The 14,844-nt window shown below is 69.8% G+C and carries 10 protein-coding genes; 5 read left to right on the forward strand and 5 right to left on the reverse strand.

Annotated features, from left to right (window positions below):
• Window positions 1-11 precede the first annotated feature (11 nt).
• The 3 genes from cysQ to IPJ87_12875 form a co-directional block, all read right to left on the reverse strand.
• Window positions 12-848, reverse strand: coding sequence for a 3'(2'),5'-bisphosphate nucleotidase CysQ (gene cysQ / locus IPJ87_12865; protein ID MBK7942743.1), 837 nt, complete (start codon window positions 846-848; stop codon window positions 12-14).
• Window positions 849-930: 82 nt separating this feature from the next.
• Complete coding sequence (locus IPJ87_12870) at window positions 931-2,229, reverse strand: amidohydrolase family protein (protein MBK7942744.1); 1,299 nt, start codon at window positions 2,227-2,229, stop codon at window positions 931-933.
• Window positions 2,226-5,291 carry an amidohydrolase family protein gene (locus tag IPJ87_12875; protein ID MBK7942745.1) on the reverse strand — a complete coding sequence of 1,022 codons (3,066 nt, stop codon included), beginning with the start codon at window positions 5,289-5,291 and terminating at the stop codon, window positions 2,226-2,228. The genes IPJ87_12870 and IPJ87_12875 overlap by 4 nt, the downstream gene beginning before the upstream one ends.
• A 71-nt stretch (window positions 5,292-5,362) precedes the next feature.
• On the opposite strand from IPJ87_12875, the gene IPJ87_12880 reads away from it, so the two are divergent.
• The 5 genes from IPJ87_12880 to IPJ87_12900 all read left to right on the forward strand — a co-directional run bounded on the left by IPJ87_12880 (window position 5,363) and on the right by IPJ87_12900 (window position 9,722).
• On the forward strand, window positions 5,363-5,803 hold the full coding sequence (locus tag IPJ87_12880) for a cytochrome B (GenBank protein ID MBK7942746.1): 441 nt from the start codon (window positions 5,363-5,365) through the stop codon (window positions 5,801-5,803).
• 2 nt (window positions 5,804-5,805) lie between these two features.
• Window positions 5,806-6,150 (forward strand): c-type cytochrome, encoded by a 345-nt coding sequence (locus tag IPJ87_12885; GenBank protein MBK7942747.1) that lies wholly within the window; start codon window positions 5,806-5,808, stop codon window positions 6,148-6,150.
• Window positions 6,147-7,379 (forward strand): GTPase HflX, encoded by a 1,233-nt coding sequence (gene hflX / locus IPJ87_12890; GenBank protein ID MBK7942748.1) that lies wholly within the window; start codon window positions 6,147-6,149, stop codon window positions 7,377-7,379. Before IPJ87_12885 ends, hflX begins: the two co-directional genes overlap by 4 nt.
• Window positions 7,380-7,440: 61 nt before the next feature.
• Complete coding sequence (locus IPJ87_12895) at window positions 7,441-8,391, forward strand: penicillin-binding protein (GenBank protein ID MBK7942749.1); 951 nt, start codon at window positions 7,441-7,443, stop codon at window positions 8,389-8,391.
• Complete coding sequence (locus IPJ87_12900; protein MBK7942750.1) at window positions 8,388-9,722, forward strand: hypothetical protein; 1,335 nt, start codon at window positions 8,388-8,390, stop codon at window positions 9,720-9,722. Before IPJ87_12895 ends, IPJ87_12900 begins: the two co-directional genes overlap by 4 nt.
• Here the strand turns inward: IPJ87_12900 and IPJ87_12905 are convergent, their stop codons facing one another.
• The gene (locus tag IPJ87_12905; GenBank protein MBK7942751.1) at window positions 9,723-13,001 is read right to left on the reverse strand and encodes a glycoside hydrolase; all 3,279 of its coding nucleotides are present in this window, start codon (window positions 12,999-13,001) and stop codon (window positions 9,723-9,725) included. It lies immediately after the preceding gene.
• Window positions 13,002-13,054: 53 nt separating this feature from the next.
• A complete protein-coding gene (locus IPJ87_12910) occupies window positions 13,055-14,692 on the reverse strand; it encodes a hypothetical protein (GenBank protein MBK7942752.1) in 1,638 nt (545 codons plus the stop codon).
• Window positions 14,693-14,844 lie beyond the last annotated feature (152 nt).

The following is a 14,844-nucleotide window of genomic DNA, read 5'->3' on the forward strand; positions in this document are numbered from 1 at the left end:
GTTTTGGTTGTTCAGTGGACGATGAACCAGTTGTTCACCAGGGATTCCTTGTTGTAGCGCAGGGGGCCACCGGTGGTGATGTCGTCCACGGTGCGGCCGGCCTCGTGGGCGATGGCGTGACCGGCGGCGCTGTCCCACTCCATGGTGGGGGCGTAGCGCGGATAGGCGTCGGCGCTGCCTTCGGCCACCAGGGCGATCTTCAGCGCGCTGCCCATGCTGGTGAGGGCCACCTCGCCGTGCTGCGTGCGCATGCGGTCGATGTAGGCCTCGGTCTCGGGGCTCGCATGGCTGCGGCTGGCCACGATGGTGAAGGGGCGCTGGGGCATGGGCAGGGGCAGGCGCTCGGCCTGTGCGGCGAGTTCATACGGGGATGAGCTGCCGCGGGTTGCCGCCTGTTGCAACCGATGGGCGCCTCCGCCGGGCCAGGCGAAGTACAACAGGTCCTTCACCGGCACGTAGAGCACCCCGGCGATGGGCCGCGCGGCGCCCAGGCTGCCCGCCGGAAGCCCGTCGCGCTCCATGAGGGCGATGTTGACGGTGAACTCGCCGTTGCGCTTGATGAACTCCTTGGTGCCGTCGAGCGGGTCCACGAGCCAGTAGCGGTGCCAGCGCTGGCGCTCCTCCACGGGCAGCTCGCTCCCCTCCTCGCTGAGCACGGGCAGCGCCGTGGGGGCCAGCGCGGCCACGATGGAGCGGTGCGCGCGGCGGTCGGCCTCGGTGAGGGGCGAACGGTCGTCCTTGAGCTCCACGGCGATGGTGTCGGCGTACACCTCGAGGATCGCGCGGCCGGCCTCGAAGGCGGCGGCGATCGCCGGACCGAGCAGGTCACCGGGGGCCGTGTGCTGCATCGGGGGCCAAAGGTAGCCGCGCCCGAAGCGGGTGTTCCGCGGCGGCGGGCCCTTCCATCAACAGCGCGTGTGCACGACGGGCTCAGGGCCGCGTGATGCGCCTGCGGTACATCTCGTGGAGCTCCTCCTGCACATTGTCCAGGGTGATGGCGCGCCCATCGATGAAGGCGTGGCGCACGGCGTTGGTGCGCATGTCGAGCGCGTCACCGGCCGATAGGAAGAGGGTGGCGCTCTTGCCCACGGCGAGGCTGCCGTAGCGGGCATCGATGCCGAGCACCTGGGCGGCGGCGAGCGTGGCGCAGCGGACGGCCTCCTCGGGCGGAAGGCCGTGGGCGCGGGCGGTGCCGGCCACGAAGGGCAGGTTGCGCGCGCCCATGCGCTCCATGTCGCCGGTGTAGCTCAGGCAGAAGGGGACGCCGCGTTCGTGCAGCAGGGCGGGCAGGCGGAAGGGCAGGTCCACGTCGTCGTCGTTGCGCAGCGGCAGGCTGTGCAGGCGGCGCAGCACCACGGCCACGCGCTTGTCGCGCAGCAGGTCGGCCACGCGCCAGGCATCGTAGCCACCCACGAGCACGGTGCGCTTCACGCCCAAACGGTCGGCGAAGAGCACGGCCTCCTGGATGTCCTGCGCCTGCTCGGCCTGCACGAAGAGGGTGACCTCCCCGGTGAACAGACCGGCCAGCGCCTGGACGCGGACATCGGCGGGTGCGGCCTCGGGCCGGCGGGCGCGGGCGGCGGCCTCGGTGAAGAGCGTCTCCAGTTCGCGCAGGCGGCGTTGACGTTCCTCGGCCTTCTCGCGCACCACGGGTCCGGGCTCGGCCCACCAGCCGTGGCGGGTGAAGGCACCGGGCCAGTTGAGGTGCACCCCGTTGTCCTGGGCGATGAGGGCGTCGCGGCGGTCCCAGGCATCGAGCTGCACCACGCTGCTGCGCCCGCTGACCACACCGCCGCGCGGTACCACCTGGGCGATGAGCACGCCGTTGCGCCGCACGGTGGGGATGATGCGCGAGTCCACGTTGTAGGCGGTGGAGGCGCGCACCTCGGGGGTGAGGTCGCCGGCCTCATCCTCATCGATGGTGGCGTGCACCTGATCGATCTCGGCCAGGCCGAGCGTGGCATCGGGCAGGATGAAGCCCGGATAGAGATGGCCGCCCGCGGCATCGATCACCGTGTCGTAGCGCGCCGCCGGGGCCGTGGGCCCCACGTGATCGATCAGGCCGTTACGGAAGCCGACGAAGCCGCCGGCGATCAGCCGACCATCGCCGGTATGCACCTGTGCGTCGCGGATGAGCACGCTGCGGGCCTGGGGCGGAGCGGGTGCCGGCCGCTGGGCCTGGGCCAGGCAAGCGGCCAGGGCCGCGAAAAGGGTCGTCGCGGTCCTCATGGTTCCTCGCCGATGGTCTCACAATGCCAGTGCCCGTCCTTCCGGGGCGCCGGGCTCTCCGTGCGGGCCCCGAGGCGTTGCGCGGCGAGCACCTTGCCTGTCAACCGGTCGCGTTCGGCACGCAGGGCCGTGCGCAGCCGCTCGTCCCGCGCACGTTCGTACAGGGGACGGCCGTCCACCAGGGTCATCTCGGCGCGGGCGTCGATGCTCAGCGGGTGCGCGCTCCACAGCACGAGGTCGGCGTCCTTGCCGGGTTCCACGGAGCCCATGCGGTGGTCCAGCCGCAGCATGCGGGCGGGGTTGAACGTCACCATCTTCAGCGCCTCCTCCTCGGGCACACCGCCGTACTTCACGGCCTTGGCGGCCTCCTGGTTGAGGCGACGGCCCATCTCCGCATCGTCGCTGTTGATGCCGGTGAGCACGCCGGCCTGCCAGAGCAGCGCCGCGTTGTAGGGAATGGCCTCGTACACCTCCCACTTGTAGGCCCACCAGTCGCTGAAGGTGCTGGCGGCCACGCCATGCTCGCGCATGCGCGCGGCCATCTTGTAGCCCTCGAGGATGTGCGTGAAGGTGTTCACCGTGAAGCCGAGGCTGTCGGCCAGGTCCATCAGCATCTCGATCTCGCTCTGCACATAGCTGTGGCAGCTGATGAAGCGTTCGCCGCGGAGGATCTCGCCGAGGGCCTCCAGTTCCAGGTCGCGGCGCGGTGCGGCGACGGTCGTGTTCCTCTTCCGTCGGGACCCGGCCTTGGCGGTCGCGGCGGCGTGGGCATCATGCAGCACGCGGTGGTCGCGTGCGCGGAGGAAGGCATCGAGCATGAGCTGCTCCACGCCCATGCGGGTGCGCGGGTAGCGCTTGCCGTTGGGCGAGGTGCTCTGCTTGACGTTCTCACCCAGCGCGAACTTGATGAAACCCTGCGCCCTATCGATGGGGAACGCATCGGCCGGAAGGCCCCAACGCAGCTTCACCAGAGCGCTCTGGCCCCCGATGGGGTTGGCGGATCCGTGCAGCAGCTGCGCGGCGGTGACGCCCCCGGCGAGCTGGCGGTAGATGTCCACATCGTCCGCGTCGATCACGTCGGTCATGCGCACCTCGGCACTGATGGCCTGCCCCCCTTCGTTGACGCCGCGCCGGAGCGCGATGTGCGAGTGCTCGTCCACGATGCCCGGGGTGAGGTGCAGGCCTCTGGCGTCCACCTCGCGTACCACGGGCCGGCTTCGTCCGGTGAGGACGGTGTAGGGATCGAGGGCCGTGCCGACGGCGGCCACGCGGCCCTGATGCACCAGGACGTCCGCATTGCGCAGGACGCCCTGGGCCGTGTTGGTCCACACCGTGGCGCCCTTGAAGAGCAGGGTGACGGAGTCGGGCACCAGCGTATCGCCATAGGCGGAGAAGGGCGCCCATACGTCGCCGGGTGCGCTGGCGAGGAGGCTGTCAAGGGCCGACCGGCGGGCGGCGGGTTCCTTCACGGGCCCGGCATCGATGCGACGCACAGCGCTCCACGGGGCCCAGGTGTCGCCGGGGATCACCCCCTGGCCGTCCCAGATGGCGCCGTCGGCGTGCACGGTGCCGTTGAGGCGCACATCGCCTGCGCGGCCGATCGCCTTGGCATCGAAGCGCAGGCCGATGCGTTCGCCGGTGTGCGTGAGGTCGGTGGCGTACTTCACGGTGTCACCGGCGGCACCGCGCAACACCGCCTTGCGGTCGCGCCACCGCCCGCCGGAGACCTCCAGACGCAGGGTGCGGCCATCGATGTTGAGGTCGTAGGTGCCGCGCACATCGGCCAGGCCGCGGTCGGTGTGCACGAAGCGTTCACCGGCGACCCAGGTCTCCTGCACGCTATTGTCCTCGGCCAGCAGGTGGTCCGTGGTGATCAGCAGGTTGGCCAGAGCCCCCGTGGCGAGGACGCCCAGGCGGTCCTCCAGGCCGAGGTAGGCCGCGGGCACGGTGGTGCAGGCGGCGATGGCGGCGCTGCTGTCGAGGCCGCAGCGCACCAGGCGGCGCAGCGCGGGCCACCAGTCCTCCGGCTCCTTCAGCCCCTGGCGGGTGAAGGCGAAGCGCACCCCGGCCTCGTGCAGGATGCGGGGTCCGTGGGGCGCGAGCTCCCAGTGCTTGAGCCGGGCGATGGGCACCTCGGTGGCATCGTGCGGATCGCGGACATCGGGCGCATCGGGCTGCACCACGGGCAGGATGAGGTCGAGGCCGGCGGCGGCCACCTCGGGCCAGCGCGCGTACTCATCCCCTCCGCCCCTGACGATGGCGCGGAAGCCGTGCTCACGGCCGAGGGCGGCGATGCGCAGGACGTCGTCGCGATCGCGGGCCTCGAAGACCCAGGGCAGGCGTTGCTGCGCGGCGAGGGCCTCCAGTTCGGCATCGCGCAGGTCGGCGGCGCCCCCATCGGCGTACCACCGCGCATCCAGCAGGGTCTGGCGGAAGAGGGCGATGGAGCCGGTGAGCGAGGACGGGTAGGGATCGGTGGAGCTGCCCTTCTGGAAGGAGAAGTGGGCCGAAGCGTCGGTCACGAGCACATCGAGCTGCGGGGAGCGGCCTGCAGGGAGCACCACGGCGCCGGTGCCGCGCACGATGCCATCGGCCTGGTGCACCCACACGGCCGTGACGCCCTGCGCGCGAAGGCGGGCGGCCTGCTCGGCATCGGGCGCGTAGCGGGTGGCCGCGCGCTGGGTGGCCCGGACGGCCGGGTTCCAGTGGTGGGCTCCGGCGGGCGTGCGGGCGGGGGCCGGTGCCTCCTTGGGCATGCCGAGGTCGCCGTACGGCTCCACAAACCCGGGCCACACGTGCGCCCCGTGCAGGTCGTGCACCACGGCGTCCTTCGGCACGCTGACGCCCTGGCCCACGGCGGTGATGCGGTCGCCGCTCACCACCACGGTGGCATCGTACAGGGTCCGGCCCGGCGCGGGATGCACGGTGGCGTGGACGAAGGCGTGCACCGGCACGTTGCGGTCGTGCGGGCCGTTCACCGGGGCGGTCACCTGGGCCAGGACCGATCGGTGGCCGGCCAAGGCACCGAGCAGGCCGAAGGCAAGGAGCAGGAGGGACCGCATGGCCGGCGAAAATAGGGGCCGGGCGCCGCGGTCGCGGAGGCGGCTACATTTGCGGCCAGCAGAGCATCCGCATGGAAACGAACATCCTGGGCTTCTTCCACAGCCTGTTGCGCTACGGCGTACTGGCCTTCGTGGCCGCAGCGGGCCTCGCGGCGCTCAACGGTCTGTCGCGCGGACGGCCCATCCTGGTCTACGAACGCACGCTGGCGATGGTGGCCGTGGTGTTCTGCCACGTGCAGCTGCTGCTGGGCCTCATCCTCTACTTCATGCGGTTCAAGGCCTTCGGCATGATGCAGCCCGCGCACCAGCGCTTCTGGAAGATGGAGCACATCGGCACCATGGTGATCGCCATCGTGCTGGTGACGGTGGGGCGGGCGATGAGCAAGCGGGCCAAGGAGGAGCCGCGCAAACAGCGGCTGATCGCCATCTTCTTCCTGATCGCCCTGGTGCTGATGCTGTGGGCGACGCCCTGGCCGTTCAAGGAGGTGGGGCGCGATCTGGGCTGGCTATGAGGATGCGCCTTCTTCCCATGCCGGTGATCCTGCTGCTGGCCTGCACGGCGGGCGGTTCCACCGAGGATCCCGTGGCGGCCACCACGTTTCCGGATGGTACCCCGAACGGCACGGCCCTGTTCCAGATGCACTGCACGCTGTGCCACGGCAAGGACGGCCGGCTGGGGCTGAGCGGTGCGAAGGACCTCACCCTCTCGGTGCTCACGCGCGACGAGGTGACCACGGTGGTGGCGGGGGGCAAGGGCATGATGGTGGGGTACCGCAACGTGCTGAAGCCCGGTGAACTGGACGCCGTGGTGGACCATGTGATGGCGCTGCGTGCGGCCACCCCTTCGGCGCGGCCATGATCGAGACCACGCGGGCGAAGGCCGAGACCGCCGTGCTGGTGGGCCTGGTGACCGATGAGCAGGACGCCGACCGGGTGAAGGAATACCTCGACGAGCTGGAGTTCCTGGCCACCACGGCGGAGATCCGCACGGTGAAGCGCTTCACGCAGAAGCTGCACCGGCCCGACGGGCGCACCTACGTGGGCAGCGGCAAGCTGGCGGAAGTGAAGGCGTGGATCGAGGCGAACGATGCGCACAGCGTGATCTTCGATGATGAGCTGACCCCGGCGCAGCAGCGCAACCTCGAGAAGGAGCTCGGACGCCCGGTGCTCGACCGCCCGCGGTTGATCCTGGACATCTTCGCCTGGAGGGCCCGCACGGCGCACGCTCGCACGCAGGTGGAGCTGGCGCAGTACGAGTACATGCTGCCGCGCCTCACCAAGCTGTGGACCCACCTGGAGCGGCAGCGCGGCGGCACGGGGACACGTGGCGGGGCGGGCGAGAAGGAGATCGAGACCGACCGCCGGATCGTGCGCGACCGCATCGCGCTGCTGAAGGCCCAGCTGCGCGACATCGACCGGCAGAAGGCCACCCAGCGCGGCAACCGGGGCAAGCTGGTGCGCGTGGCCCTGGTGGGCTACACCAACGTGGGCAAGAGCACGTTGATGAACCTGCTGAGCAAGAGCGACGTCTTCGCCGAGGACAAGCTCTTCGCCACGCTGGACACCACGGTGCGCAAGGTGGTGCTCGGCAACCTGCCCTTCCTGCTGAGCGACACGGTGGGCTTCATCCGCAAGCTGCCGCACCAGCTGATCGAGAGCTTCAAGAGCACGCTGGACGAGACGCGCGAAGCCGACCTGCTGTTGCATGTGGTGGACGTGAGCCATCACGACTTCGAGCAGCAGTACGCCACGGTGAAGCAGACGCTGAACGAGATCGGCGCCGGCGACAAGCCGGTGATCGTGGTGCTGAACAAGATCGACGCGTACCGTCCGGCCCCGCACGATCCGGACGACCTGGCGCCCAAGCGCCGCGACCAGTTCTCGCTGGAGGAGCTGCAACGCACGTGGATGTCCAGCATGGACGGTGCGGAGTGCATCTTCATCAGCGCCGCGCGGCGGACGAACATCGATGCGCTGCGTCGACTGCTGTACGACCGGGTGAAGGCCCTGCACATCGCGCGCTATCCGTACGAGAGCGACCTGTTGTTCAAGGACGCCTACCTGGAGGGCCGCGTGGAGGAGGAGTGACCGGCAGGGCGGTGCCCGGGCGCATACGCCCCGGCGCGCCGCCCGCGTTGCACAAGGACCGATGGCGAGGAAGCGCGGCAAGGGAAAGCGGAAGGCGCCGGGGATCGGCGCGGTCCTCCTGCTGATCGCGCTGGCGGCGGTGGGCGGCCTCGTGCTGTTGGTCGCGCTGGTCTCCTTCAACGTGTTCGGCCGTCTGCCCAGCCAGGCCGAACTGGCAGCGATCGAGCACGAGGAGGCCACGCTGGTGTTCGCCGAGGACGGCACCCTGATCGGCAAGCTCTTCGCCGAGGACCGCACGAACATCCGGTACGAGGACCTGCCACAGCACCTGATCGATGCGCTGGTGAGCACGGAGGATTCACGCTTCTTCGAGCATCAGGGCGTGGACGGCACGAGCTACGTGCGCGTGTTCTTCCGCACCATATTGGGCGGCGACCGCAGCGGCGGCGGGGGCAGCACCATCAGCCAGCAGATCATCAAGAACCTGTACGGCCGCGAGCGGCATGGCCTGCTCACCGTGCCGGTGAACAAGATCAAGGAGGCGCTGGTGGCGCAGCGGTTGGAGCGCGTGTACGACAAGCGCGGCGTGCTGGTGCTCTACCTGAACAGCGTGCCCTTCGGCGAGAACCTCTACGGCATCGAGTCGGCCGCGCGGCGCTTCTTCGGCCGGTCGACGGCGCGGCTGGGCGTGGAGGAGGCCGCGGTGCTGGTGGGCATGCTGAAGGCGAACACGGCGTACAACCCGCGGCTGCATCCCGACCGGGCGCGCGAGCGCCGTAACACGGTGCTGTCCCTCATGGAGAAGCACGGGCACCTGGACGCCCGCGCGGCCGACAGCCTGCAGGCCCTGCCCCTGCGGCTGCGCTACACCGGCCTCGACGCGTACGATGTCTACGGCTACTTCGTGGCCCGCGTGGCCGAGGAGGCGGAGGCGCTGCTGCGCGAACAGGCGGCGCCCAAGCCCGCACGCGACCGGAAGAAGCGCAAGCAGGCCGCTCCCCGCCGGCGGTGATCCCCGACCTGCGCAAGGACGGCCTGCGCATCCACACCACGCTCGATCCGGAGCTCCAGCACCTGGCCGTGGAGGCGTCGCGGACGCACCTGGCCCGCATGCAGCCGAAGCTCGATGCGGAGCTCAAGGCGGCGAAGGCGCGCACGGCGTGGGAGCGCACCAAGGGGAAGAAGGCCGACCGCGCCTGGAAGGCCGATGCCACGGCACCTCGCGAGCTGTACGACCACAAGGGGGTGCGGGTGGACACCATCGGCCACCGCGACAGCCTTTGGCACTACCACCGGCTGCTGAACGCCGCGGTGCTGATGATGGAACCGGGTACGGGCAACGTGCGTGCCTGGGTCGGTGGCGGCCACCACCGCTACCTGCCCTACGACCTGGTGGAGGCGCGTCGCTCCATCGCCAGCGCGATCAAGCCGGTGATCTACGCCGCCGCGCTGGAGGCCGGCCACGCACCCTGCACATCCCTGAGCAACGCCCCGCGCACCTACGCGGCGTACGACGACTGGGCGCCGAGCAACTTCGATGGCGACACCACGGGCGGCGAGGTCGCGCTGTGGGCGGCGCTGGCACGCAGCATGAACCTGCCCACGGTGGACCTCTACTTCCGGCTGGACCAGGACTCGCTGCGCGACGTGGTGCGCGCGCTGGGCCTCCCGGGCGTGCAGGTGCAGCATCCGGCGGTGTGCCTGGGCGCATCGGACCTGAGCCTGCTGGACATGGTGCCGGCGTACGCGGCCTTCGCCGCGCGCGGCCAGCGGCCAGCGCCCCGGATGATCACGCGCATCACCGACGCGGACGGCAAGGTGCTGTATGAAGCGCCCCGGCCCCGCAGCCATCGGGCGCTCACCACCGGGACGGCCGATGCGATGAACGCCATGCTGCGCCGGGCGGTGGACCAGGGCACGGGCACGGCGCTGCGCACACGCCACGGTGTCGGCGGCGCGGTGGCCGGCAAGACGGGCACTTCACAGGACCAGCGCGATGCCTGGTTCTTCGGCTACACGCCCGGGCTGGTGGTGGGCACCTGGGTGGGTGCGCGCGACCCGGCCGTCCACTTCCGCGGAGCGCTCGGCACCGGTTCGCAACTGGCCCTCCCCATCGCCGGCCAGGTGTTCCATGGCATCGAGGCGAGCGCCGAGCTCCGCCGTCGATACATGCGTCCCTTCACCGCGCCGGACTCCGCGCTGTACAGGCTGGATTGCCCGGCCCGGCACGAGCCCGGCTGGCTCGAGCGGCTCTTCGAGGGCCCGGACGAGGATCCGACGGACACCAGCGAGCAGCCGGGCTTTCTGCAGCGCCTCTTCCGCGACCGCGAGGGCGACCGCTGATCAGGGCAGCTGCGCCACGCGCACCGCGGTGGGCACACTGCCGCCGATGTTCACCAGGATCGGGTCGCGGTCGTTCGTACCTCCGGCATACTTCACCACGCCGTCCATGTTCACGTCCTCGCGCAGGTAGCCCGGGATCGTGGCGGTGGGCACCGCACCGCCGATCGCGGCCAGGATGGGATCGCGGTCGTTGGCGGCACCCGCGTACTTCACCTGCCCGTTGAAGGTGACATCACCCGCCCACAGCGCCATGGTACCGCCAAGGTTCTTGCGCGCGTCAGTGCCGAAGGTGGCCGTGGCTGGGGCGGTGAGGTCGACGGCGAGCGGTGCGCCGCTCAGGGTGAAGGCCGATGTTGTCATCGCGCCGAGGTGATTGCGATGGCGCACGGCGATGCGGTAGTTGCCCGTGGCGGCGGTGAACGAGAGCGCCGACACGCCGTCCGCGGCCACCACATCCCCGTCGCGCTGGAGCAGGCCGCAGCGCGTGGCGATCACCGTGGCGGGCGTGGTGGCATCGCGCAGTTCCACCACCACCCAGTCCACCACCGCGTTGGCGCCGCTGGTCTGCAGCACGGTCGGTGTGGTGGTCTCCCCTCCCCCGCCGACATGCGCATAGCTCAGCGCCGTGTACGGTTCGGTGAGCGGAAGAAGCCCGGCGGCGCGCAGGTCATCGCGCATCAGTTGGCCGCCGGAGGACCAGGGTCCTTCGAGCACCACACGCAGGGCCAGCTGCACGGCGGGGCTGTTGGGGGTGAGGCGGAAGGTGCGCAGCTCCTGCGGCGCGAAGGCGGCGGTGAGCGTGCCGTTCACCGGTGGGGCGGTGCCCGTGTTCGTTTCGATGTGGGTGGCGGTCTGCGCCGCGCCGAGGCCCCAGGTGGAGGCGATGTCGGTGCTCTGCGCCGCGTTGCTCACATTCCACAGGCGGGCGATGATGCCGCTGGCGATGCCCTCCTCGGCGGGCTTCAAGGCCCACAGCAGCACATCGGGATCGCTGAAGGTGAAAGCGCCGAAGGTGGTGGCGGGGTACGATCCTCCGGTGCCGGTGCAGGGGCCCACCACGAAGGGGTTCTGGTGCTCCAGGGCGAAGCGCATGGCGGCGACCTGGTCGTAGGCGCCCTCATGCGGCCGCAGGCTGAAGCCGTAGTGGAAGAGCGTGTCGCCATGCTGGTCGGGGATGCCCGGGCCGCTGCCCTGGAAGTTGCCGCCCGCGGTGAAGCGCAGCTGGCTGCTGCCGCTGTCGAAGGTGCCGGTGGTGCTGTTGCCCAGCTTCATGAAGGCCGGGCCGCTGGTGCTCACCGTGAGGCCGTACGTCGCGTTGCTGATGTCGGCGAAGTGGCCGAGGGTGAGCTGGTCGTAGCGCGCGTTCTGTGTGGCGTAGTGGCCGCCCGCGCTGCTCGGCTTGGCGGTGAGGATGGCGCCCAGTTCCTCGTGCAGCACCGTGGCGTTCACGATCTGCACCCCGTAGGCCCAGTCGAGCGTGCTGCTGAAGTTGTCGGTGATGCGGTCCTCCACGTCCACCCGGTGCAGGTCCTTGTACAGGGTGACGCGCACATCGTGGCCCAGGGGGACGACCCCTTCGGTCTGCACCGTGGCGCTGATGGGGCCGTTGTTCACCAGGTACTTGATGCCGCCGGGGGCGGTGTAGGCGCCGAGGTCGTTCATGATGCGTCCGTTCACCGTGCCGGCGTAGCTGCGGTTGGCGAGCTTGTCGCGCAGGCTGGTGATCACCCCTTCGCCGCTCATGCTGATGCGGAAGCGGTCGCTCTCGAAGAGGTGGATGTCCAGCGTGGCCGTGTTGGGCACCACAGGCGGATCGCCCGGCTGCACGGTGTACACCTTGTAGCCCGCGGCGGGCACGTCGGTGGCCAGGATGCGCACGAAGGTGGCGCCGTCCTTCACGATCACCTGCGAGGGGATCACCGTGGCGGTGGTGCGGTCCACCACCTGCACGGGTTGCGGGCCGGCGTAGGGCAGATCGGCCACATCGGTGCGCAGGTGTCCCAGCGGGTTCACCACCACGAAGCGCAGTTCGCCCCCCGCATCGATCTGCGCGCCGAGGGAGGCGAGCGCGTTGGTGAGCAGCTGGGTGCCGTAGCCGGTGACCTGCGCCTCCAGCCCTCGCTGCCACAGGGCCCGGTCGTTGGCGGACACCACGCCGCCACCACCGAGGTTGTGCTCCCAGTAGAGGCTGATGGCGGTGTGGGCTTGTTCGCGCTGCGCGGCCATGTTCGACCACACGGCCGGATCGTGGCGGGCGGCCAATGTGGCCACGGCCTCGGCGCTCCGCAGACGCTCGATGCCGCGGCGCATGCGGCCGGTGACCTCCGCGATGCTCGCGCAGTCGAGGTCCCACTCGTTGCCGAAGCTCAACGACTGGCTGGGTAAGGTGCCGCCGTAGGTGGCCTCGATGTCCTGGAAGAAGTCCTTCATGTTGCTCACGTGGCACTGCGTGGTGGCGTTGCTGCGGGCCTGGGCCACGGTGGGGAAGCTGCTGTCGAGCGTGAGGGTGTTGTCCCATCCGCGGCCGAAGGCCCCGGCCACGGTGTAGGGGTAGTTGTGCGGGAAGGCCACGCTGTTGAGCTTGTCCAGGCATTGGTCCACGGCGGTGTTGGGCACGAAGGCCTCGGCATAGCCGCCCAGCCCCTGGTTGTAGGTGAGGCTGTACCACTTCATCAGCACGCTGGAGCCATCGAGGCCGGTGTAGCGGTAGAGCTCATGCTGGCGCTGGCCCAGACCGGTGACCTGCGTGGCACAGCCGCACACGCCTTTCCAGCTGTAGCGGGCGCCCATCCCGTTCCACAGCGAGGCCAGGCCCAGGGGCTGGGTCTGGTTCTCCATGCTGATGGCCATGGGGATGTCGATGCCGTACTGCCGTTGCAGGCGTCCCGCGTAGTAGCCGCTGCGGATCACGCCTTCAGTGGTGTTGCCGCCGTGGGTGCACACCAGGCCGTTCAGGGGCACGGTCATCTGGCCGCTTTGCAGCTGCGCGATCAGGCGGTCGAACTGCGCGGCCGGGCGGTTGCGCTTGTAGATCTCCACCCAGTACCAGCCGTCGCAGTTCCACTTGTTCCGATAGGGGGCGGGGTTGTTGGCGGTGGCGTCGTTGAGATCGAGGTAGTGGTCGATCATCTGCGGGATCCACTGCTCGTAGTCCGCCACGGTGCCGCTCCACAGGTAATCGGTGTGGTCGTCCGGGGCCAGGTAGATGCGGTTGGTCTGGGCGTCGGCGAGGACCGGGACGAACAGGACGGGCAGCAGAAAGCGGGCACGGCGCAGCATGGCGCGGGGGGTTGGTCCGGTCAAGTTACCGGATCGCCGGGACCTGTCGCGCCTCAGCGTCGGCGGTCCATGCCGGGCACCGAGGCCGGTGCGCGCTCCTGCTTCGCCGGCGGCGGCTCCTTCACCTGTGCGCCTTCACGGTACTCGATGGACCGGGTGACGCGGCCGTCGGTGTCGAGGAACTCCATGGTGCCGTGCAGGCGGCCCTGCACATAGCTCATGCGCTGCACCAGCCGGCCGCGGTGGTCGTACACCTCGCAGCGGCCATGCGGGTCGCCGTTCAGCAGCTCCTGCTCGCGCAGCTTCACCCCGGCATCATCGAAGTAGCTCCAGCGGCCGGTGGGCATGCCGTTCAGGTAGGTGCCCTCGCTGATGGGCAGACCGCCGGTGTTGTAGGCCACCCAGCGACCGCCCCGCTTGCCGGCCGCGTAGTAACCCTCTTCCTTCAGCTTGCCGTTCTCGTACCAGAACTTCCATGCGCCGTCCTTCAGGTCATCCTTCCAGCTGCCTTCATACTCCTGCTGACCGTCGGGGTACCAGCCTTTCCACAGGCCGCTGATGCGCCCGGCCGTGAAGCCGCCCTGGTCCTTCATCCGTCCGTTCTCGAACCAGCTCGTCCACTGGCCTTCGCTGAGCCCGTTCACGTAAGGGCCCTCTTGCAGCTTCTGTCCGCTCTCGTACCAGGTGGTCCACACGCCCTGCTTCACCCCGCCCACAAAGCCGCCCTTCTTCCAGAACTGGCCGCCCTCGTAGAAGTAGACCCAGTCCCCCTCCTCGCGGTCGTTGGCGTAGGTGCCGGTGCTGCTGAGCTGGCCGTTGGGATACCAGTACTTCCAGAGCCCCTGCCGCTGGTCCGCCGCGAAGCCGCCCTGCATGTCGGGCTGTCCGGTGGTGGTCGTCCACACCCAAAGGCTGTCCTTGAGCCCATCGCGGTAGTGCCCGGTGATGTGGGCCTGGCCGCTGCGGAACAGCAGTGTGAAGGGGCCGTGCAAGCGGCCCCGCTCGTAGTGCTCCTCCTTCTCCAGCTTGCCATCGCTGAAGGAGTAGGACCAGGCGCCGTGCTTCACGCCGCCGAGATAGGCGCCGATGGCCTTGGGGTTGCCGGCGGGATACTGCTCCCTGTAGCTGCCGCTGGGCACACCGCCCACGTAGCTCGTCTCCGTCTGCAGGGCGCCACTGGCATACCAGGTGCGCAGGGTGCCGGTGCCGTCCTTCACGGTGCGCTCGCCGGCCTTGTCCCAGGCATCGAGCAGCAGGCAGATGGTGTCGGCGCACTGTTCACGCATGTAGGGACGGCCGTCGGTGTACCAGTACTCCCAGAGGCCCTGTTTCCGTCCGCGTTGATAGGCGCCGCGCTCCATGAGGGTGCCGCTGCGGTAGTAGCTCTGCATCAGGCTGTCCTGTTCGCCGCGGCGGAACCAGCCGTCGTGCTGCACCTGAGCATTGTCGTAGAAGAGGCGCACATGCCCGTCGCGCTCGCCGCCCTTGAACTCGGCCTCCTCGAACAGCCGGCCCTGCGGGTCCCAGAAGCGCCACAGCCCCCACTCGCGCCCGTTGACGAACAGGCCTTCGCTGCGCTTCACGGTGCGGGTGCTGTCCCAGTGGTCCACGAAAGGTTGCACGGATTGGGCGCGGAGGGCACCGGAAGCCAGCAGGAGCAGGAGGAAGCAGTGGCGCAGGTGGACGGGCATGGCCTCAAAAGTACCCGGCGGCGCAGGCACCTTGGAGGAAGGAACGACGGATCATCCACGATCCGCATGGGGCGCGAACGGATCTCCGCCCCGCGGTGTTCCCCCGGCGGCCATGATGGGCCACCAAGGACCGCCTTGAGATGGATGACGGA

This window comes from Flavobacteriales bacterium, assembly GCA_016713875.1.
Classification (GTDB): domain Bacteria; phylum Bacteroidota; class Bacteroidia; order Flavobacteriales_F; family PHOS-HE28; genus PHOS-HE28.